The organism is Streptomyces sp. 150FB (genome assembly GCF_000818195.1).
Classification (GTDB): domain Bacteria; phylum Actinomycetota; class Actinomycetes; order Streptomycetales; family Streptomycetaceae; genus Streptomyces.
In genome coordinates, this window is record NZ_JTHL01000001.1 from 7,744,808 (window position 1) to 7,764,779 (window position 19,972).

Annotated in this window: 18 protein-coding genes; 11 read left to right on the forward strand and 7 right to left on the reverse strand. The window is 70.4% G+C overall.

Translation table 11 applies throughout. The annotated features are described in order from the left end of the window. From treY to glgX, 3 genes are all read right to left on the reverse strand, one after another. On the reverse strand, positions 1 to 2,229 hold a 2,229-nt coding region (gene treY / locus QR77_RS33235; protein WP_040025749.1), incomplete at its 3' end, for a malto-oligosyltrehalose synthase. 82 nt (positions 2,230 to 2,311) lie between these two features. After that, positions 2,312 to 3,109 (reverse strand): GCN5 family acetyltransferase, encoded by a 798-nt coding sequence (locus QR77_RS33240; protein ID WP_040025750.1) that lies wholly within the window; start codon positions 3,107 to 3,109, stop codon positions 2,312 to 2,314. A 77-nt stretch (positions 3,110 to 3,186) separates the two neighbouring features. Continuing rightward, complete coding sequence (gene glgX / locus QR77_RS33245; RefSeq protein WP_040025751.1) at positions 3,187 to 5,307, reverse strand: glycogen debranching protein GlgX; 2,121 nt, start codon at positions 5,305 to 5,307, stop codon at positions 3,187 to 3,189. A gap of 388 nt (positions 5,308 to 5,695) precedes the next feature. Between glgX and QR77_RS33250 the strand changes: the two genes are divergently transcribed. Both QR77_RS33250 and QR77_RS33255 read left to right on the forward strand, forming a co-directional pair. Next, the gene (locus QR77_RS33250) at positions 5,696 to 6,931 is read left to right on the forward strand and encodes an SAV2148 family HEPN domain-containing protein (RefSeq protein WP_052489240.1); all 1,236 of its coding nucleotides are present in this window, start codon (positions 5,696 to 5,698) and stop codon (positions 6,929 to 6,931) included. 159 nt (positions 6,932 to 7,090) lie between these two features. Continuing rightward, positions 7,091 to 7,795: a 3'-5' exonuclease gene (locus tag QR77_RS33255; protein ID WP_040025753.1), complete on the forward strand. Its 705-nt coding sequence runs from the start codon at positions 7,091 to 7,093 to the stop codon at positions 7,793 to 7,795. A gap of 89 nt (positions 7,796 to 7,884) precedes the next feature. Here QR77_RS33255 and QR77_RS33260 read toward each other — a convergent pair whose 3' ends face one another. Beyond that, positions 7,885 to 8,748, reverse strand: a complete 864-nt coding sequence (locus QR77_RS33260; RefSeq protein ID WP_040029068.1) for an aminoglycoside phosphotransferase family protein — start codon at positions 8,746 to 8,748, stop codon at positions 7,885 to 7,887. Between the two features lie 219 nt (positions 8,749 to 8,967). Between QR77_RS33260 and QR77_RS33265 the strand changes: the two genes are divergently transcribed. The 4 genes from QR77_RS33265 to mgt all read left to right on the forward strand — a co-directional run bounded on the left by QR77_RS33265 (position 8,968) and on the right by mgt (position 13,303). Next, entirely contained in the window at positions 8,968 to 9,873 is a 906-nt protein-coding gene (locus tag QR77_RS33265; RefSeq protein ID WP_040025754.1) for a sugar ABC transporter permease, read from the forward strand. Continuing rightward, on the forward strand, positions 9,870 to 10,709 hold the full coding sequence (locus QR77_RS33270) for a carbohydrate ABC transporter permease (RefSeq protein WP_040025755.1): 840 nt from the start codon (positions 9,870 to 9,872) through the stop codon (positions 10,707 to 10,709). Before QR77_RS33265 ends, QR77_RS33270 begins: the two co-directional genes overlap by 4 nt. Next, positions 10,709 to 12,007 carry an extracellular solute-binding protein gene (locus QR77_RS33275; RefSeq protein WP_040025756.1) on the forward strand — a complete coding sequence of 433 codons (1,299 nt, stop codon included), beginning with the start codon at positions 10,709 to 10,711 and terminating at the stop codon, positions 12,005 to 12,007. The genes QR77_RS33270 and QR77_RS33275 overlap by 1 nt, the downstream gene beginning before the upstream one ends. A 96-nt stretch (positions 12,008 to 12,103) precedes the next feature. Next, positions 12,104 to 13,303, forward strand: a complete 1,200-nt coding sequence (gene mgt / locus QR77_RS33280) for a macrolide-inactivating glycosyltransferase (RefSeq protein WP_040025757.1) — start codon at positions 12,104 to 12,106, stop codon at positions 13,301 to 13,303. Positions 13,304 to 13,311: 8 nt separating this feature from the next. Here mgt and QR77_RS42520 read toward each other — a convergent pair whose 3' ends face one another. Continuing rightward, complete coding sequence (locus tag QR77_RS42520; protein ID WP_160311021.1) at positions 13,312 to 13,722, reverse strand: hypothetical protein; 411 nt, start codon at positions 13,720 to 13,722, stop codon at positions 13,312 to 13,314. Positions 13,723 to 13,892: 170 nt separating this feature from the next. On the opposite strand from QR77_RS42520, the gene QR77_RS33290 reads away from it, so the two are divergent. From QR77_RS33290 to QR77_RS33300, 3 genes are all read left to right on the forward strand, one after another. Then, on the forward strand, positions 13,893 to 15,113 hold the full coding sequence (locus QR77_RS33290; protein ID WP_040025759.1) for a S8 family peptidase: 1,221 nt from the start codon (positions 13,893 to 13,895) through the stop codon (positions 15,111 to 15,113). A 127-nt stretch (positions 15,114 to 15,240) separates the two neighbouring features. Then, on the forward strand, positions 15,241 to 15,789 hold the full coding sequence (locus QR77_RS33295; protein WP_040025760.1) for a DUF1697 domain-containing protein: 549 nt from the start codon (positions 15,241 to 15,243) through the stop codon (positions 15,787 to 15,789). Continuing rightward, positions 15,782 to 16,162, forward strand: coding sequence for a DUF4440 domain-containing protein (locus tag QR77_RS33300; protein WP_040025761.1), 381 nt, complete (start codon positions 15,782 to 15,784; stop codon positions 16,160 to 16,162). Before QR77_RS33295 ends, QR77_RS33300 begins: the two co-directional genes overlap by 8 nt. An 81-nt stretch (positions 16,163 to 16,243) precedes the next feature. Here the strand turns inward: QR77_RS33300 and QR77_RS33305 are convergent, their stop codons facing one another. After that, positions 16,244 to 17,044 (reverse strand): ATP-binding cassette domain-containing protein, encoded by an 801-nt coding sequence (locus QR77_RS33305; protein WP_040029070.1) that lies wholly within the window; start codon positions 17,042 to 17,044, stop codon positions 16,244 to 16,246. A gap of 94 nt (positions 17,045 to 17,138) precedes the next feature. Then, on the reverse strand, positions 17,139 to 18,014 hold the full coding sequence (locus tag QR77_RS33310; protein WP_040025762.1) for an aldo/keto reductase: 876 nt from the start codon (positions 18,012 to 18,014) through the stop codon (positions 17,139 to 17,141). Positions 18,015 to 18,118: 104 nt separating this feature from the next. Here QR77_RS33310 and QR77_RS33315 point away from each other — a divergent pair, with 104 nt between their 5' ends. Continuing rightward, positions 18,119 to 18,784, forward strand: a complete 666-nt coding sequence (locus QR77_RS33315; protein WP_040025763.1) for an NAD-dependent epimerase/dehydratase family protein — start codon at positions 18,119 to 18,121, stop codon at positions 18,782 to 18,784. Between the two features lie 182 nt (positions 18,785 to 18,966). After that, complete coding sequence (locus tag QR77_RS33320) at positions 18,967 to 19,965, forward strand: 2-dehydropantoate 2-reductase N-terminal domain-containing protein (protein WP_040025764.1); 999 nt, start codon at positions 18,967 to 18,969, stop codon at positions 19,963 to 19,965. Positions 19,966 to 19,972 lie beyond the last annotated feature (7 nt).

Below are 19,972 nucleotides of genomic sequence, written 5' to 3' on the forward strand. Positions count from 1 at the left end.
CCGCAGCGGCAGCCGGGTGACGGCCGTGACCACATCGCCGGAGCGGCAGAACGCCAGGAGGTGGTCGGCGGCCTGCCCGGTCGCGCTCAGCGGCGCGTACGTCCCCGACGGGCCGAAAACCTCGGGCCGCGCGGCGCGCAGCCCCAGCGCCACCGTCGTGACCACGGTCTTCTCGTCGGGCGGTCCCGTCCTGAACGGCCGCCGGTTGTCCGGGTCGACCAGCGCGAAGTACTCGCGCTCCGTGTTCTGGTAGAGGTCCGGCACACCCGGCATGGTGAGCTGCACCAGCGCGGCGCCGAGCGCGCTCGCGCGTACGTACGGCGCCAGCGCCCGTGTGAAAGCGGCGATCGTACGCCGTGCCGCCCCTGCCGGGCCCGCCTCGACGAAGCCCTCCACGGCCTTCTCGTACGCCGGGTCGGACTCCGTCCAGCTCGTGCGCAGCCCCGCTTCCCGTACGGACTTCAGCACCGCGGGCGCCATCCGCGTCCCGTCCGGCGCCCCGGCCAGCGAAGCGCCGCCCTCGGTGGAGTCCAGCGCCGGCACATCTCCCGCCGGTGTGAAACCGACCGCCGTCTGCCAGGCCGCCCATGCCACATGCGGATCGGGCGCGGCCACGCCCGCGACCTGTTCGAGGAGTTCGTCCCACCACCTCGGGCACTCGGAGAGGACCGCGATTCCGGCCCGTACGTCCGCGCTTCGCTTGGTGTCGTGCGTGGTCAGGACCGTGCCGGTGGCCGGCCAGTCGCGCGCGATCCGCGCGCAGTACGCGTGGAAGCGCTCCGGGCTGACGGCCGGCGCCCCCGGGTCGCCGCCCACCTCGTTCGCCGAGAGCAGCGGCAGGAAGCGGTAGAAGGCGGTGTCCTCCACGGACTTGGCGCGCAGCGCCGACGCGGTCTGGGCGAAGCGCGCGCAGAACGCGATGTGATCGGGTCCCGTCCCCAGCTCGCCGAGCGCCAGTCGCCGCACGACGTCGACGGCCGCGGCCTCGCCCTCGACGGCGAACGACGCCTTCGCCTGGCGTACGGCCTCGTCGGACACCGCCGCCCTGGCCGCCGCCGAGACGGGGCCGCCCGCCGTCACGTACGGGCGGTAGACGGGCACGCGTACGAGCAGCTCGCGGAGCGCCGTGCGCAGCGCCCACGGCGCGTGGTCCCGCAGCGCGGGGTCGGCGGCGCAGATACGGCCGGCCGCCCGAACCAGGAACTCCGTCTCGGCGACCAGTTCATGGACGACCACTTTGTACGCGGCCCTTCGGACCGTCGCCTCCCAGTAGCCGCCCCGGTCGCCCGGCGGGGTGGTGAACTCGCGATAGCGCCGCTCCAGCACCTCCGCGCCCACCGGGTCGGTGAAGAGACCGTCGACATGGCGCAGCGCGTCGTACCCGGTGGTGCCCGCCACCTGCCAGTCGGCGGGCAGCGGCTCGTCGTCGGCGAGGATCTTCTCCACGACGATCCAGCAGTCGTCGCCCGCGGCCTCGTGGAGCCGGCGCAGATACTCGCCGGGGTCGGCGAGCCCGTCCGGGTGGTCGATGCGCAGGCCCTCGACAACGCCGTCCCGCACCAGCTCCAGGATCTTGCCATGGGTCGCCTCGAAGACCTCCGGGTCCTCGACCCGTACCCCGATCAGGTCCGAGATGGTGAAGAAGCGCCGGTAGTTCAGCTCCGTGCGGGCCAGCCGCCACCAGGCGAGCCGGTAGTGCTGGGCGTCGAGCAAGGCGGGCAGCGGCAGCTCCCCGGTGCCCTCGGCCAGCGGGAACCGCTGCTCGCCGTGGTGCAGCATGCCGTCCTCGACCCGCAGCGCCGCCAGCTCCTCACCGATGGGCCCCGGAAGGACGGGGAGCAGCACCTTGCCGTCGCCCGCCCGCCAGTCGATGTCGAACCAGCGGGCGTACGGGGAGGCCTCGCCCTCCCGCAGCACCTCCCACAGGGCCTTGTTGTGGCGGGGGGCCGCGGCCATGTGGTTGGGCACGATGTCGAGGACGAGACCGAGGCCGTACTCACGGGCCCGCTCGGCCAGTTTCCGCAGCCCCTCCTCGCCGCCCAGCTCCTCGCGGACGCGGGAGTGGTCGACGACGTCGTAGCCGTGCTCCGAGCCGGGTACGGCTTCGAGCACCGGCGACAGGTGCAGGTGCGAGACGCCGATCGCGGCGAGATAGGGCACCCGTTTCGCGGCGGCTGCGAAGGGGAAGTCCGGCTGCAACTGGAGCCGGTAGGTCGCGGTGGGCGTCATACGAACGTTCGTACCCCGCTCTGCGGCTTCTGTGCCAGCCGGTCATGCGCAGGGGCGGAAGCTGCTTGTCCGCGACTCGGCACTACGGCTTGTACACGTACGGTGTGGTCGTGCTCAGCGTAGCGAAGCCCAGCCGGTGCAGGATCGGGCGGCTCGAATCCAGTGCGTCCACCTGGAGATAGCGGTAGCCGCGCGCGGCGGCGATCCCGGCCCGGTGGGCGATCAGCGCGCGGTAGATGCCCCTGCCGCGCCACGCCTCCACGGTGCCGCCGCCCCAGAGCCCGGCGAACTGCTTGCCCGGCGGCAGCTCCATGCGCGCCGCGCACACCGGCACCTCGTCCGGCGCCTCGCCGGCCAGCGCGACAACGGCTTCCACGGTGTCGGGGGCGTCGGCGAGCTGGGTCAGCAGCCGCTCGCGGTACGACGTACCGGTCATCCCGAAGGCCTGCCCGTGCACGTCCGCCAGGATCTCCATGCCGGCCGCGTCGGTCACCGGCCGCAGCCGTACGCCGTCCGGAAGGACGACCTCCGTCGGCAGATCCCGGACCTCGGCGACCATGAGCGACTCCGTCGGCTCGGCCGTGAAGCCGGCGGACAGCAGCCGCTCGGCGAGGTCGGAGGGTTCGTCGTGCGCGTACAGCTTCCACTCGAACTCGCGCCCGAGGGCGGAGAAGAAGTCGATCTGCGCCGCGATCGCCGCGTCCGTGTTGTCGGTGGTGTCCGCGCCGAGACCCGACCAGAGGACGCCGTTCCAGTCGTGCTCCGAGCCGACCTGCCGTACGACCTGCCCGGTCCGCTCGACCCGGGCGCCTGTGCCGTCGGGCGCCGGGTCCTGGCGCATCTCCCGGTCGAACACTGCCAGTACCGCTGTGTGATCCATCCGGTCACTGGAACATCGCGAGGGCCGCGCGGCAATCGATTTTCGCCGCGCGGCCCCACTTCCTGGATGTGCACCCGCTACGCCGGGCGCATCAGCACCGTCATACTCCGGCCGATCATGGTGAGGTGCTCACCGCCGTCGACCTTCGCCCCCTGTCCGGGCGGTACGACCTCCGACTGCGACGTGTCCACGACGACCTGCCACTGCTCGCCGTGGCCGACCGGCACAGCGAACTCCAGCACCTCGCTGCTCGCGTTGAACATCATCAGGAACGAGTCGTCCGAGATCCGCTCGCCGCGCGGCCCCGGCTCCGAGATGGCGCCGCCGTTGAGGAAGACCGTCATCGCCTTGGCGTGGGCGGCCTGCCAGTCCTCTTGCGTCATCTCCTCACCCTCAGGGGTGAACCACGAGATGTCCGACAGCTCGTCGTGCGTCCCCTCCACCGGCCGTCCGTGGAAGAACCGCCGCCGCCGGAAGACCGGGTGGTCCCGCCGCAGCCCCGCCATGGCCTGGGTGAAAGCGAGCATGCTGTTGTCGGTCTCGGCGCCCGGCTCCGGCCAGCGGACCCAGGAGACCTCGTTGTCCTGGCAGTACGCGTTGTTGTTGCCGCCCTGCGTACGGGCGAACTCGTCGCCGTGGCTGAGCATCGGAACGCCCTGCGACAGCATCAGCGTCGCGATGAAGTTACGCATCTGGCGGTTGCGCAGCTCCACGATCCCGGCATCGTCGGTCTCGCCCTCGGCCCCGCAGTTCCAGGACCGGTTGTGGCTCTCGCCGTCCCTGTTGCCCTCGCCGTTGGCCTCGTTGTGCTTGTCGTTGTACGAGACCAGGTCGTGCAGGGTGAAGCCGTCGTGGCAGGTGGTGAAGTTGATGGAGGCCAGTGGCCGGCGGCCGTCGTCCTGGTAGAGGTCGGACGACCCGGTGAGCCGCGAGGCGAACTCGGCCAGCGTCCGGGGCTCGCCGCGCCACAGATCCCGTACGGTGTCGCGGTACTTACCGTTCCACTCGGTCCACAGCGGCGGGAAGTTCCCCACCTGATAGCCGCCCTCGCCCACGTCCCACGGCTCGGCGATCAGCTTCACCTGGCTGACCACCGGGTCCTGCTGCACGAGATCGAAGAACGACGACAGCCGGTCCACCTCGTGGAACTGCCGCGCCAGCGTCGCAGCGAGGTCGAAGCGGAACCCGTCGACATGCATCTCGGTCACCCAGTACCGCAGCGAGTCCATGATGAGCTGGAGTACGTGGGGGCTGCGCATCAGCAGGGAGTTGCCGGTCCCCGTGGTGTCCGTGTAGTAACGGGCGTCCTCGCTGAGCCGGTAGTACTGGGCGTTGTCCAGACCCCGGAACGACAGCGTCGGGCCGAGGTGGTTGCCCTCGGCGGTGTGGTTGTAGACGACGTCGAGGATGACCTCGATGCCGGCCTGGTGCAGCGCCTTCACGGCCTGCTTGAACTCCAGGACCTGTTCGCCCCGGTCGCCCCAGGACGCGTACGTGTTGTGCGGCGCGAAGAAACCGATGGTGTTGTAGCCCCAGTAGTTCGCGAGGCCGGAGTCCACCAGCCGGTGATCGTTGACGAACTGGTGTACGGGCATCAGCTCCAGCGCCGTGACGCCGAGTTCTGTCAGGTGGTTGATCACAGCCGGATGGGCCAGCCCGGCGTACGTACCGCGCAGCTCCTCCGGCAGCTCGGGGTGGAGCATGGTGAGGCCCTTCACATGGGCCTCGTAGAGCACGGTCTTGTGATATTCGGTCCGGGGCAGCCGGTCGTCGCCCCAGTCGAAGTACGGGTTGACGACGACGGAGGACATCGTGTGCGGCGCCGAGTCCATGTCGTTGCGCGACTCGGGTTTGCCGAAGTGGTAGCCGTACACGGACTCGTTCCACTCCACGCTGCCGCTGACCGCACGGGCGTACGGATCGAGGAGCAGCTTCGAGGAGTTGCAACGGTGCCCGTTCTCCGGCTCGTAGGGTCCGTGGACGCGGAAGCCGTAGCGCTGCCCCGGCATGATGCCGGGCAGGTAGGCGTGCCGCACGAACGCGTCGGATTCGCGCAGTTCCACCGCCGTTTCTGAACCGTCGTCGTGCAGGAGGCACAACTCGATCCGGTCGGCGACCTCTGAGTAGACCGCGAAATTGGTGCCGGCGCCGTCGTACGTGGCACCGAGGGGATACGTCTGTCCCGGCCAGACCTGCATAGATATGACTCTTCCATTTCTGATCCGGGTGCTGCGGGGCACTTGAGTTGAGATCTTCCCCGAAAAACGGGCAACCACCTAGGAACCCGGGGGGTTCTTGCCGGAGTCAACTTCACGTTACGCGGCGTAACCCGTGACGTGGACCCGCGCACGGGAGCAGTGCCCGGGCGGACGGACGGGGCGTGCGACAGGGGCGCGACCGGAGCACATCGGTGCAAACGCCTCGAATCGGACCATGGTGCCGGAGTTCCCCGCGGGGAACCGCGTTCATGGATATCGGAGTTACGAGAGGAGCCTGTGCATCGAGCTGCACCGCTCCGGTTTCCCGGAGTACCCTTCCTTGATCGTTGAAGGGAACGTTGCGCGTAGGAGGGAAGGCGGTGCGCGGGTGAGCTCGGGAGGGCTGGAGCTACCCCCCGGTGACACAGGTCACGACGGGGTCTCCGGCGACATTCCGCCCGGAGCGGTCTCCGTCGCACGGCCGATGGAGATCGGGGCGGAACTGGACTGGGGCGCGGAAGCCTGGAGCGAGGTGCGTACGCGCGCACAGCGCGCCGGACGCGCGTACATCTGGCTCAACCTGGTGGAGCAGCGGCTGCGTGCCGTGGTCGCCGCCGTCCTGCGGCCCATCTACGAGCCGGTGCACGGCGAGGAGTGGGTGGTCGCCGCGGCCGGTCCGGCCGGCCAGGAGTGGGTCCAGCGGGCCGTCGCCGTACGGGAGGTCTCCCGGCGCAAGGGCTATCTCCTCGACCCGGCCGACGACAACGTCCTGAGCTTCCTGACCCTGCCGCAACTGCGGGAGCTGATGGTCCAGCACTGGCCGTGCTTCGAGCCCTACTTCGACGACCGCAGGGACGTGGAGCTGGCGCTCGACGAGCTGGAGGTCGCGCGGAACGTCGTCTCCCGCAACCGCGCGCTCTCCGAGACCGTCCTGGCCCAGGCGGAGCGCGCCTCGGCCCGGCTGCTGGAGATCCTGGGCGGCGGCAGCGGCTCGGCCGCGGCCGCGAACAGGCTGCCGGTCGACGCCGTCGAGGAACTGGTCGGCGACCGGTACGCGGATGTGGTCTCCGTCCACTCCGACCGGGTCAGACTCCAGCGCCAGATCCCCGCCGAGGACCTCTTCGGCGGAGCACGGCGGGTCGACGCCATCGGCATCGGCCTGAACCTGCTCGTGCAGAACTTCTCCGGCCGCCGACTGATCCGCCTCGCCGAGTCGGGCTGCCGGATACGGCTGGTCTTCCTCAACCCCGCGAGCAGCGCCGTCAGGCGGCGCGAACGCGAACTGGGGCTCAAGAAGGCCGAGCTGAGCCGCACGGTCGAGATGAACATCCTCCATATGCGCCGGGTACGCGCCCAGTTGCGCGATCCGGGCGCGTTCGAGATCCATGTCTTCGACGAGACCCCTCGCTTCACCGCGTACCTCGTCGACGGCGACGGCCCCGACGGGCTCGCCGTCGTCCAGTCGTACCTGCGCAAGGCGCGGGGCATGGAGGCGCCCGTGCTGGTGCTGCGGGGCGGCGGCCGCGAGGTCGTACGGCCGGGCCAGGACACCGAGCGGGGTCTCTTCCAGACGTACCGCGAGGAGTTCGAGTCGTTCTGGTCGGACTCGCGTCCTGTCTCCTGACCGGACTCCTGACCTGTTTCCCGGCTGCACGGCTGAAGGCCGGTTGTCAGTGCCGGGTGACAAGGTGAAAGTCCACGGGGAAACACCACGGGGAACCACTCCGTGGATCACCACGGGGCCGGCGGGGGATGCGGCACAGCATCATGAGGGAGGGGCACGATGACGTGGTACGGGGAGTCGCTGGTCGGATTCGACCTGGAGACGACGGGCACCGAGCCGCTGGAGGCGCGGATCGTGACGGCGGCGGTCGTCGAGGTCAGGGACGGCGAGGTGATACGCGAGCGGACCTGGCTGGCCGACCCGGGCATCCTGATCCCCGCTCAGGCGTCAGCGGTGCACGGCATCAGCAGCGAGCGCGCGGCCTCGGAAGGCCGTCCGGCGCGTGAGGTGGCGGGAGAGATCGCTGAAGTCCTCGCCGAGTACTGGACACGGGGGGTGCCGGTCGTCGCGTACAACGCGCCGTTCGACCTGACACTGCTCTCCGCCGAACTGCGCAGGCACGGCCTGCCGCCACTCGACCCGATCGGCCCGGTGATCGACCCGTACACCATCGACCGCGCCGTCGACCGCTACCGAAAGGGCAAGCGCACGCTGGAGGCGGTCTGCACTGAGTACGGAGTGGTACTGGACACCGCCCACGAGGCGGTGGCCGACGCGCTGGCAGCGGTAAGGGTCGCGACGGCGATAGCCGCCCGGCACGCGTCGGTGGCCGAACTGGCGGCGACGGAACTGCACGCGCGCCAGATCCGGTGGTACGCGGAGTGGGCGGTCAACTTCCAGGCGTTCCTGCGGAAGAAGGGCAACACGGAAGCGGTGGTGGACACCACCTGGCCACTACGCCCGCACGCGCTGACGGCGCCTTAGGGCCTGACGCCGACTCCGACGCCGACGTTCGGATCTTGCAGGTCAACCGGGTGGTGAGGGGCTGGTCCGAGCCTCCCGGAAGCCGTCCCTCAGAACGGGTACCAGCGCACCTGCGGGTCGCCGTCGCGCAACGACGCGACCCTGCGGGTGAATTCGGCGAGGGCCTTCGGGTTCGTCGGGGCGTGTTGGGCCACCCATGCGCAGCTTGCCGTTTCGCGGGCGCCTCGCAGGACCTCGCAGCCCTCCCAGGTCCGCACGTCCCAGCCGTACGTCCCGGTGAACGCGTCGTACGACTCGGGCGGCAGCCCGTAGCGGTCGCGGGACAGGGCCATCACCACCAGGTCGTGTTCGCGGAAGTCCGAGGCGAACGTCTCCAGGTCGACCAACACCGGTCCTTCGGGGCCCACATGGACGTTGCGCGGCAGCGCGTCGCCGTGGATCGGGCCGACCGGGAGGTGCGGGGTCAGGGCGGCCGCCGCCGTCGCGAAGCCGTCCCTGCGCTCGCGCAGGTACGCGGCGTCCGCCGGGTCGATCGCGGTGCCCGCGAGGCGCAGCCAGCGTTCGACGCCACCCAGCAGGTCCCGGCGGGGGAGCGGGAAGGAGGGCGACGGCAGGGCGTGGACCAGCCGCAGCAGCGACGCCAGGTCCGTAGGGCCCGCCGGGCGTACGGCGTCCGGCAGCCGGTGCCAGAGGGTGACCGGGTGGCCGTCGACCGACCGTGCCTCGTCCGCCGCCGCCCGTACGGCGGGGATGCCGCACTCCGCGAGCCAGGAGGCGGTCGCGACCTCCCGCCCGGCCCGGTCGAGCAGTTCCGTCTCCCGCGTCGCGTCCCGGCCCACCTTGACGACCAGATCGCCCGCCGCGAACACCGCGTTCTCGCCGAGTGCCAGCAGCCCGGCGCCGTCCGGCAGCCCCGCCGCCGCCAGGATCTCCCGCGCCCGCACCTCGTCCATCGCGTGCTCCACCCGCTCCCGTTCGTTGTCGGACCTCGTTGTCGGACCTCGTTGTACGACTCGCGTTGTACCGATCTCGCCGTACGGATCTCCCCGTACGAATCCGGCAAAGTCTCGCATCCGAGCCGGTTGTCTTGACGAACGGATGGCCCGTCCGCACGATGACGGGGGCCGCCAGGGCGGCCGGACCATGACAAGCCGCCCGAAGGAGTCGAATCAGTGACCTCGGCGACCGCGACGACGCGGTCCGGAAGAACCACGGACCATGGAGCCTGGTTCCTGGTCCTTCCCGCGCTCATCCCGATCCTCGTGCTCAGCGTGGGACCGCTGCTCTACGGCATCGCGCTCGCCTTCACCGACTCGCAGTCGGGCCGCACCCAGCCGACCGAGTGGATCGGGCTGCTGAACTTCCAGGATCTGATCCACGACTCCCTGTTCTGGGACTCGTTCGGGATCGGGCTGCTGTGGGCGGTCGGGGTGACCGTCCCGCAGTTCCTGCTCGCGCTCGGCCTCGCGCTGCTGCTCAACCAGAACCTCCGCTTCCGCTGGCTGGCCCGCGCGCTCGCGATCGTCCCCTGGGCCATGCCCGAGGTCGTCGTCGGCATCATGTGGCGGCTCGTCTACAACCCCGACGCCGGCATCCTCAACGAGACGCTCCGCGATCTGGGCCTCGGTGAAGGACGTGCCTGGCTGACCGGCCTCGCCACCGCGCTGCCCGCCGTGATCGTCGTCGGCATCTGGGCCGGCATGCCGCAGACCACCGTCGCTCTGCTGGCCGGACTCCAGAACGCCCCGTACGAACTCCAGGAGGCGGCGGCGCTCGACGGTGCCGGCGCCTGGCGCCGCTTCCGCAGCGTCACCTGGCCCGCGCTCAGACCCGTAGCGCTCGCCATCACCGCGCTCAACTTCATCTGGAACTTCAACTCCTTCGCCCTGGTCTATGTGCTGACCAACGGCGGGCCCGGCGGCCGGACCCGGCTGCCGATGCTCTTCGCCTACGAAGAGGCCTTCCGCTACGGCCAGTTCGGCTACGCGGCCGCCATGGGCTGCGCCATGGTCGCCGTGATCTCCGTGGTCCTCGCCTTCCACCTCGTCGGACGACTCAAGGGAGGGGACGACAGATGAGTCTGCGTACGAGCAGATCCGCCCGCTCCGGCCAGTACCTCGCGCTGCTGTGCTACCTCGTCTTCCTCGCCTTCCCCTTCCTGTGGCTGATCTCCACGGCGTTCAAGCCGGCCACGGAAATCGGCAGCCTGCACCCCACCTGGATCCCGCACCACCCCACCCTCGGCAACTTCCGGCAGGCCTTCGACGAACAGCCCCTGCTGCGGGCCGCCGCCAACAGCCTGATCGCAGCCCTCTCCGCGGGCCTGATCGCGGTGGTCGTCGCGACCCCGATGGCGTATGTGATGGCCCGTCACCGCGGCAAGATCTCGACGGCGGCGACCGGCTGGGTCGTGATCAGCCAGGCGTTCCCGTTCGTGCTGGTGATCATTCCGCTGTTCCTCGTCCTGAAGAACCTCCACCTGATCGACTCCCTCGTCGGGCTGATCCTGGTGTACGTCGTGTGGGCGCTGCCGTTCGCGCTCTGGATGCTGGTCGGTTACGTACGGGCCGTACCGGTCGAGCTGGAGGAGGCCGCGGCCGTCGACGGCGCGACCCGGCTCCGTACGCTCGTCTCCGTCACCGCCCCGCTGCTGGCGCCGGGCATCGTCGCGACCGCGCTGTTCGCCTTCATCACCGCGTGGAACGAGTTCTTCTTCGCGCTCGTCCTGCTCAAGACCCCGGAGAAGCAGACCTTGCCGGTCGTCCTCACCCACTTCCTGGGCGCGGAGGGGGTGGCCGATCTGGGGCCGCTCGCCGCCGCCGCCTTCCTCGCGACGCTTCCCTCGCTCGTCATCTTCGCGATCATCCAGCGTCACATCACGAGCGGCATGCTGGCCGGGGCGGTGAAGAGCTGATGCGCGGCGTCAGGCTCGCCGGCGCGGCCGCCGCCGCGTTCGCCCTGCTGCTCGCCGGCTGCTCCGGGGGCGGCGAGGCGCGCGGCGGCGCGATCACCCTGCGCTTCCAGTCCCTCGCCTGGCAGGACGAGTCGGTCCAGGTCAACAAGGAGCTGGTGAACGAGTGGAACGCCGCGCGTCCGGACGTCCACGTCGAGTACGTCCAGGGGAGCTGGGACACCGTTCACGACCAGCTCCTCACCTCCTTCGAGGGCGGTGAGGCGCCGGACATCATCCATGACGCCACCGACGACCTCGCCGACTTCGCCTACGGCGGTGACCTCGCCGATCTGAGCACACTGCTGCCCGACCGCATCAAGCGGGGCATCCCCGCCCGGAGTTGGGAGACGGCGACGTTCGACGGCGGTGTGTACGGTGTCCCCTTCCTCCAGGAGCCACGCGTACTGATCGCCAACAAGAAACTGCTCGAAGCGTCGGGCGTACGGATCCCGACCGTGGCGAAGCCCTGGAGCTGGCCCGAGTTCCGTACGGCCTCCAAGCGGCTGACGGCGCGGATGGGCGCCGGGAAGTACGCCGTCGCCTGGCCGCTCAAGGAGCCGGTCTCCGCCACCCTCAACCTCGGCCTGTCGACGGGCGGACAGCTCTTCCACCAGGACGCCGAAGGGAAGACGACCGTCAGTTACACGGCCGGTGACGCGGTGGTCCCCGACACCATCCGCGCCCAGGTCAACACGGACAGGACCGCCGCGGCGTCCACGCTCGGCATGGGAGGCTCGGACGCGCTGCCCGGCCTCTTCGGCGGCAAGTACGCGATGGTCCCGCTGGGCTTCTCGTACCGTCAGCAGATCATCCAGCAGGCGCCGAAGGGTTTCGAGTGGACGGTGCTCCCGGCGCCGGCCGGCGAACAGGGCACGCTGGAACAGGGCGTGAGCCCGCAGACCCTCTCCGTCGCCGAGGACAGCCCGCACAAGAAGGAGGCGGCGGAGTTCATCGACTTCCTCCTCCAGCCGGCGAACATGGTGCGGCTCGCGAAGGGCGACTGGCTGCTCCCGACGGGTACGCGGGCGCTGGCCGACCCGTCACTGCACACCGCGAAGGACGGCTGGGCGACCGGCGCGGACCTCGCACATGACCTGCGTTCGGCGCCGGCGCAGTCGGTGCGCGGCTATCCGGAGTGGAAGGACAAGGTGGCGACACCCGCGTTGCAGGAGTACTACAGCGGCGGGATCGACGCGGGGGAGCTGAAGAAGCGCCTGGTGAAGGACGGGAATCTGGTGCTGGCCAGATATCAGCGCTGACAGGCCGCGGTACACGTCACGAGCACCTCAGGTGCCTGGCGCTCGGCACCGGAAAACTCATTGCACGAGACGTCTCGTCTCGCCTACCGTGAGGCCATGACCGCATCGAAGCGTGCCCATATCGCCATGTTCTCCATCGCCGCCCACGGGCACGTGAACCCGAGTCTTGAGATCATCAGGGAGCTCGTCGCCCGTGGCCACCGGGTCAGCTACGCGATCCCCGCCTCCTTCGCCGAGAAGGTGGCGGCGGCCGGCGCGGACCCCGTGATCTACACCTCGCTCCTGCCGGGACCCGACGACGACCCGGCGGCATGGGGCACCACGCTGATCGAGAACATCGAGCCGTTCCTCACCGACGCGATCCAGGCGCTGCCGCAGCTCGCCGAGGCGTTCGAGGACGATGTGCCGGATCTCGTGCTGTACGACATCACGTCCTACCCGGCCCGGGTCCTCGCGCACCGCTGGGGCGTGCCGATCGTGCAGTTCTCGCCGAACCTCGTCGCCTGGGAGGGGTACGAGGAGGAGATCGGCAAGCCGATGTTCGAGCCGCTCAAGCGGACGCCGCGCGGGAAGGCCTTCTACGACACCTTCGCCGGGTGGATCGCCGAGAACGGCATCACCATCGACGTCGAGCGTTTCATGGGCCGCCCCGACCGCTGTCTCGTGCTGATCCCCAAGGCGCTCCAGCCCAAGGCCGACCTGGTGAACGAATCCGTCTACACCTTCGTCGGCGCCTGCCAGGGCGACCGCGCCGACCAGGGGGAGTGGGTGCGTCCCGACGGCGCGGAGAAGGTGCTGCTCGTCTCGCTCGGCTCGTCCTTCACCAAGCAGCCCGCGTTCTACCGGGCGTGCGTGGAGGCTTTCAGAGACCTCCCCGGCTGGCACGTCGTGCTTCAGATCGGCAAGAGCGTGGACGAGTCCGAACTCGGCGACGTACCGGCCCATGTGGAGGTGTGCCACTGGGTTCCGCAGCTCTCCGTCCTCCGGCAGGCGGATGTCTTCATCACGCACGCGGGCGCCGGCGGCAGTCAGGAGGGACTCGCCACGGGTACGCCGATGGTCGCCGTGCCGCAGGCGGTCGACCAGTTCGGCAACGCCGACATGCTGGTGTCGCTCGGTGTGGCCCGCCGTATCGACACCGCCGACGCGACACCGGAGGCGCTGCGCGAGGCGGTCCTCGCCCTCTCCGCCGATCCCGAAGTGGCACGCAGGCTCGATGAGATCGGCCGGGAGATGGCGTCCGAGGGCGGTACGCGGCGGGCGGCCGACCTGGTCGAGGCGGCCCTGCCGGGCTGACCCGCCGCTCACCCTTCGTCTGTCGCCCGTGCTCCGGCTCGGAGGGTGAGGTTCGCGGCGATGGTGGAGACGGCCCGGTGGAGGTCCTGGCGCTGCTGGACCGACCGCTCCGACGACCGGGCCGGCTGCGCGGCGGAGGGCGCCAGAGTGAACGGTGCCGTGGCCAGGCCGAGGACGGCGAACAGCAGATCCTGGGCGCGCTCGGCGGCCTGGGCGGACGAGCCGCCGGGGGCGAGGTCGTAGGTGGTGACCAGCGCGTCCACGATGCGCCCGTAGACCGTACGTTCGTGGTCGGTGTGCTCCGGCCGTTCGAGCTGCTTCCACAGGACCATGCGCATCAGCGCCGGCTGGCCGGCGAGGTGGTCGAACACTCCCGCCGCGTATCCCGGAAGGTCCCGCGCGTCGAACGGGATCGTCAGCCCCCTCCGCCGAAGTCACTCGCCTTCGGCCGACCTCATCGCCGCCCGGTATGCGGAGCCGTGGTCTTGATCTGTGCGCGTCAATCAGCCATCGTTTTGAGCCGGTCCACCGGAGTTCGTTCGTCCGGCGGACCTTCCCCCCACAGACGGTGACGAGGAGTCCCCTCTCCATGACAATTCAAAAGCGTTCGCGCCGGTTCAAACTCACCGCGGTCATATCCGCCGCAGCCGCCGCAGCGGCGGTCACCGCACTCGCCTCCCCCACGGCGGGCGCGGTACCCGCGCGAGGAGTGGTGTACGGGACCGGCGTCCCCGGCGCGGTCGCGGGCAGCTATCTCGTGACGCTGGACAAGCAGACCTACGGGAAGTCCGACACGAGGGCCGACAAGAAGGAACTGGCCGACTCGTACGGCGGCCGGCTCACCCGCGCCTACGACTCCGCTGTCGACGGCTTCGCCGCCGCCGGACTCACCGAGACGGAGGCCAAGCGGCTCGCCGCCGACCCGGCCGTCGACAAGGTCGTCCAGAACCACACGTTCAGCGTCGACGCCACCCAGGACAACCCGCCGTCCTGGGGTCTCGACCGGATCGACCAGACCGCCACCACCGGCGACAACGCCTACACCTACCCCGACAGCGCGGGCCAGGGCGTCACCGCGTACGTGATCGACACCGGCGTCCGGATCACGCACCAGGACTTCGGGGGCCGCGCGACCTACGGCTACGACGCCGTGGACGACGACAACACGGCCGACGACGGGTACGGCCACGGCACACATGTCGCGGGGACCATCGCCGGCACCGAGCACGGCGTGGCGAAGAACGCGTCGATCGTCGCCGTACGGGTCCTCGACGACACCGGCCACGGCACCACGGAACAGGTCGTCGCCGGTGTCGACTGGGTCACCGCCCACCACCAGGGCCCGTCCGTCGCCAATATGAGCCTCGGCGGCCCGCCCGACCCCATCATCGACCAGGCTGTACGGGGAGCCATCGCATCCGGTGTCACCTTCGGGGTCGCCGCGGGGAACGACACCCTCGACGCGAGCCAGTCCTCGCCGGCCGATGTCGGGGAGGCCATCACCGTGGCCGCCGCCGACCAGGACGACAGCCAGTCGGTCTTCTCCAACTTCGGCCCGCTCGTGGACCTCTACGCACCGGGCTCCAACATCGTCTCCGACTACAACACCGCCGACGACGCCACCACGATCATGTCCGGCACCTCCATGGCCACTCCGCACGTCGTGGGCGCAGCGGCCCTCTACCTCGCGGGGCACCCGGAAGCGACCCCGGCCGAGGTCGCCACCGCCCTGACCGGTGGCGCCACGCCGGACGCCATCACGAACGCCACCGAAGGCACGCCGAACAAACTGCTCAAGATCATCGAGTAGCGGGCACCCCGCACACCGCGAGGACCGTACGCGCGCAGGCGGCCGCCACGCCCTCCCCGGGGGCCGGGGCGGCCGCCTCGCTCGTGCCGGGGCCCCCGCGACGCGGTACTCGTCCTATCGTGAGTACATGACGACGACGTACGCCGCCCTGCTGCGCGGGATCAATGTGAGCGGCCGACGGAAAGTCCCGATGGCGAGCCTCCGCGAGGTGCTCACGGGCCTCGGGCACGGCGCCGTCCGTACCCATCTCCAGAGCGGCAACGCCGTGTTCACCGCCGAATCGGACGACGAACAGGCCCTGGCCGTCGATCTGGAGCGCGCCATCGAAGAGCGCTTCGGCTTCGCCGTCGACACACTCGTACGCTCCGGCGCGTATCTGCGCGCCGTGGCTGACGCCTGCCCTTTCCCCGCCGACAAACTTGAGGGCAAGCAGTTGCACGTGACGTTCTTCTCCGGGCCCGTGGGTCCCGAGCGGGTCGCCTCGCTCGACCCCGCCGTCTATCTCCCGGAGGAGTTCAGGCTCGGTGACCGGGCGCTGTATCTGTACGCCCCCGACGGCCTCGGGCGTTCCAAGCTCTCCGCCGCGCTGTCGAGACCCGCCCTGTTCAAGGGCCTCGTCGCCACCAGCCGCAACTGGAACACCGTCGCCCAACTGGTGGAGCTGACCCATGACTGAGACCACTTCCGCCGTCGACGCCGCCATCGAGTGTGAGCTGCGCTTCCTCGATCCGGCGGTCCACACCTCCCCCGAGCAGCTCGAAGAGCTGCTCGACCCCGCCTTCAGGGCCTTCGGCTCGTCGGGCCGGTCCTGGGACCGGATCACGCTCGTCGCCGAACTCAGATCGCGCGGGGCCACCGCGACCCGCCCGGTCACGGTCACCCATATGAAGGGGGTCCAGCTCGCTCCGGGCCTGGTGCACGTGACCTTCGACGCCGACTCCAACGGGCGCCGCGCGCACCGCAGTTCGCTGTGGCGGCTGTGCGACGGCCACTGGCTGCTCTACTTCCACCAGGGCACGCTGATCAGCTCGGGAGACATGTCGGGCTGACCTCCAAAGGCGGGCGGGGGCTTACGCCGCCGGGCCCCCACGTCACAGGGCCTTATGCCGCCGGCCCTACGCCGCCGGGCCCTACGCCGCCGGGGCGACCCGCTCGGCGCGCGCCGACCACCGCCCGTCGGTGCGGGAGATCCGTACCGGATGGTCGAAACACTTGCTGACCCGGTCGGTGGTGAGCACCTCGTCGGCGGGACCCGAACCCACGCACTGTCCGGCGCGCAGCAGCATGGCGTGGGTGGTGGAGGCGGGCAGCTCCTCCAGATGGTGCGTGACCAGCACCGTCGCCAGCTCCGGATGTTCGAGCCGCAGTGTGTCCAGGGCGCTGAGCAACTGCTCGCGGGCGGCGAGATCAAGACCGGTGGCCGGCTCGTCGAGGAGCAGCAGCCGTGGCTTGGGCATCAGGGAGCGGGCGATGAGCGTACGGCCGCGCTCACCCTGCGACAGGGTCGGCCACCGCATCTCCGCCTTGCCCGCCATGCCCAGCATGGACAGCAGCCGGTCCGCCTCCGCGCGCTCCGCCGGCGTGGGTGACCAGCGCGGCACCGGCTCGACGGAGTTCGTCAGACCGGTCAGGACCACATCGCTCACCCGCAGCGGCGAGTGGAGTGGATGGCGCGGATTCACATGGCCGAGCAGGGTCCGCAGCTCACGCAGGTCGACCCGGCCGAGCGTTTCGCCGAGGATCTCGACCGTGCCACGGGTCGGATGCGTCACCGCTCCCACCATCCCGAGCAGGGTGCTCTTGCCGGCGCCGTTGGCCCCGAGCAGCGCCCAGTGTTCGCCCTCGCGCACGGTCAGTGAGATCGAGTCGAGCAGCAGATTGCCCTGACGGACGACATCGATATCGTCCACGCGCACGACGGTGGTGGTCATTCGGATGTGCTCCTTCAAACGGTCGAACAGGTCGAACAGGCTGAACGGGTAGAACGGGTCACGCGGGCGGATCGAGTCAGGCGGCTGGGCGGGGTCAGGCGGGCAGTTCGGGTGCCACATCCCCGGGGGCGAGCGCGTCCAGGCGCTCCATGTCCCCGGCGGAGAGCCGGACCTCGGCGGCGAGGAGGTTCTCTTCGAGATGGACGATCGATCCCGTGCCGGGGGTGGGGCACAGTACGGGGGAGCGGTGCAGCAGCCAGGCCAGGGCGATCTGCCCCCGTCCCGCGCCATGGCGCCCGGCGACCTCGGCGAGCGCCGAATCGGCCTCGGCCGTCAGCGCGCCGTTGGCGAGCGGGAACCAGGGCAGGAAAGCGAGGCCGTGTGCCTCGCAGACCTTCAGGACCGCCTCCGACGCGCGGTCGATGAGGTTGAAACGGTTCTGCACGGCGGCGATCCCGGTCAGGGACAGCGCCTGCTCCAGCTCGTCGGCGGTAATGGTGTCCAGGCCGATGTGTTCGAGCTTACCTTCACGCCGCAGGTCATCCAGGGCGCCGAGCTGATCGGCCATCGGTACGGCGGGGTCCAGCCGGTGCAACTGGTACAGCCCGATCCGGTCCGTACGCAGCCGGCGCAGACTCGCCTCGCACGCGGCGCGCAGCCGCTCGGGCCGCCCGTCGACGTGCCAGGCGCTCGCGCTCGTACGCACCACCCCGCCCTTGGTCGCGACGACGAGGTCCGCCGGGTACGGGTGCAGCGCCTCGGCGACCAGCTCCTCGGCGAGCCCGGGGCCGTAGTTGTCGGCCGTGTCGATGAGCGTCACGCCGCGCTCGACGGCCCGCCGCAGCACCCCGACGGCCTCCGCGCGCTCGCCGCGCGGGCCCCAGTAGCCGGAACCGGTGAGCTGCGCCGTACCGAAACCGATACGCCGTACGGGCAGCTCGCCGCCGAGCAGAAAGGCGTCCTGATCCATGCACTTGACGCTACCGGGCACCGTTCGAGGCCGCCGCGCGCGCCCCCGCGCCATACTTGGAGCGCGGGTCAGAGGGAGTGTTGTGCCGAGCAGAGGTAGTCAGCGTGAAGGTCATCGTCTTCGGAGCGTCCGGCATGGTCGGACAAGGCGTACTACGGGAGTGTGTGCTGGACGACCAGGTGGAGAGCGTCCTGCTGGTGAGCCGGCGCGCCACCTCGGGACACCACCCCAAGGTGCGTGAGATCGTCCACGAGGACTTCACCGATCTCAGCGCGATCGAGGGCGAGTTGACGGGCCTGGACGCCTGCTTCTTCTGCCTCGGTGTGTCCGCGGCGGGCCGGAGCGAGGAGGAGTACCGCACGATCACCCACGACTACCCGCTCGCCGCCGCCCGCGCGCTCGCTTCCAACGGGCGGGAGTTGACCTTCGTCTATGTCTCGGGGGAGGGCACGGACAGCACGGAGCGGGGGCGTTCGATGTGGGCGCGCGTCAAGGGCCGTACGGAGAACGAGCTGTTGGCGATGGACCTGCGCGCCTACATGTTCCGCCCCGGCTACATCCAGCCGCGCAACGGCGCGACCTCACGCACCCCGATGTACCGGGTGCTGTACGGGCTGACCGCGTGGCTGTACCCCGTACTGCGCAGGCTGCTGCCGAAACAGACCACAACGACGGAACACCTCGGCCGGGCCATGCTCGCCGTGGTGGGGCTGCGCGGCGAGGGCCCGCACATCCTGCACAGCCCGGAGATCAACCGGCTGGGTACATGATCAGCCTCCGGGCCGGACAGCGCCCGGTCGCATAACCCAGGACACATAACCCACCACACATAACCCACCACAAGGGGGCAGACGCGGTCGCCGGCGCCCGGAACCCCTCACCTATGCTGGGGTTTTCCGGACCTCCCCGTCACCGGCGCGGTCCCGGCGAGGCCGTACCGAACGGAGTCGAGATGCGCTACATCATCATCGGGGCAGGAGCCGTCGGCGGCGCCATCGGCGGCCGGCTGGCCGAGAGCGGGCACGATGTGGTGCTCGTGGCCCGCGGCGCACACCACGACGCGCTTCGCGGGCGCGGTCTCACACTCACCACGTCCGACGGCACCGAGGTCCACCGCCTGCCCGTCGCCGACGGGCCCGAGCAGGTCGACCTGCGCGCCGACGACGTGCTGTTGCTCTCCGTGAAGACACAGGACAGCGTGGCCGCGCTGGACGCCTGGTCCGCACGGCCGGTCGAGGGCGGCGGTACGGCGGGGGAGTTGCTCCCGCTCGTCTGCGCGCAGAACGGGGTCGAGGGCGAACGCCTCGCGCTGCGCCGCTTCCGCCGCGTGTACGCCATGTGCGTCTGGCTGCCGGCCACCTACATCGAACCCGGTGAGGTCTCCGCGCTGGGCGCGCCGTACACCGGCATGCTGCATGTCGGCCGCTATCCGTCGGGTACCGACGACACGGTCACCGACATCGCGGCCGACCTGGAGAAGTCCAAGCTGCTGGCGCCGGTCGTCGCCGACCCGATGCGCTGGAAGTACGCGAAGCTCCTCAGCAACTGCGCCAACGCGATCGAAGCGGTCAGCGGACTGATCAACGGCGGTGACGCGGGGGCCGCGCTCGCCGGGCGTACGGTCGCCGAGGGCCGGGCCGTGCTCGCGGCGGCCGGGATCGAAGCGGCGAGCCCGGAGGAGCAGGAGGAGGCGCGCGGCGGCCGGGTCACCTTCGAGGGCACCGAGCGCACCGGCGGTTCGTCCTGGCAGAGCCTGAGCCGGGGGACCGGCACGATCGAGACCGACTACCTCAACGGCGAGATCTCACTGCTCGGCCGGCTCCACGGGGTCCCCACCCCGGTCAACGACACACTCCAGCGCGTCGCCAACGCCTTCGCCCGCGAGCACCGGGCGGCAGGCTCCATGCCGGTCGCGGAGCTGACCGCCCTGATCGACGCCGCGAGCCGATAGCGGCGGG

Bases quoted from the DNA above. Each gene is read 5' to 3' on its own strand.
- mgt (WP_040025757.1), top strand. From the start codon at position 12,104: ATGACCGCATCGAAGCGTGCCCATATCGCCATGTTCTCCATCGCCGCC.
- glgX (WP_040025751.1), bottom strand. From the start codon at position 5,307: ATGCAGGTCTGGCCGGGACAGACGTATCCCCTCGGTGCCACGTACGAC.
- QR77_RS33305 (WP_040029070.1), bottom strand. From the start codon at position 17,044: ATGACCACCACCGTCGTGCGCGTGGACGATATCGATGTCGTCCGTCAG.
- QR77_RS33310 (WP_040025762.1), bottom strand. From the start codon at position 18,014: ATGGATCAGGACGCCTTTCTGCTCGGCGGCGAGCTGCCCGTACGGCGT.
- QR77_RS33320 (WP_040025764.1), top strand. From the start codon at position 18,967: ATGCGCTACATCATCATCGGGGCAGGAGCCGTCGGCGGCGCCATCGGC.
- QR77_RS33275 (WP_040025756.1), top strand. From the start codon at position 10,709: ATGCGCGGCGTCAGGCTCGCCGGCGCGGCCGCCGCCGCGTTCGCCCTG.
- QR77_RS33255 (WP_040025753.1), top strand. From the start codon at position 7,091: ATGACGTGGTACGGGGAGTCGCTGGTCGGATTCGACCTGGAGACGACG.
- QR77_RS33240 (WP_040025750.1), bottom strand. From the start codon at position 3,109: ATGGATCACACAGCGGTACTGGCAGTGTTCGACCGGGAGATGCGCCAG.
- QR77_RS33270 (WP_040025755.1), top strand. From the start codon at position 9,870: ATGAGTCTGCGTACGAGCAGATCCGCCCGCTCCGGCCAGTACCTCGCG.
- QR77_RS33260 (WP_040029068.1), bottom strand. From the start codon at position 8,748: ATGGACGAGGTGCGGGCGCGGGAGATCCTGGCGGCGGCGGGGCTGCCG.
- QR77_RS33295 (WP_040025760.1), top strand. From the start codon at position 15,241: ATGACGACGACGTACGCCGCCCTGCTGCGCGGGATCAATGTGAGCGGC.
- QR77_RS33300 (WP_040025761.1), top strand. From the start codon at position 15,782: ATGACTGAGACCACTTCCGCCGTCGACGCCGCCATCGAGTGTGAGCTG.
- QR77_RS33290 (WP_040025759.1), top strand. From the start codon at position 13,893: ATGACAATTCAAAAGCGTTCGCGCCGGTTCAAACTCACCGCGGTCATA.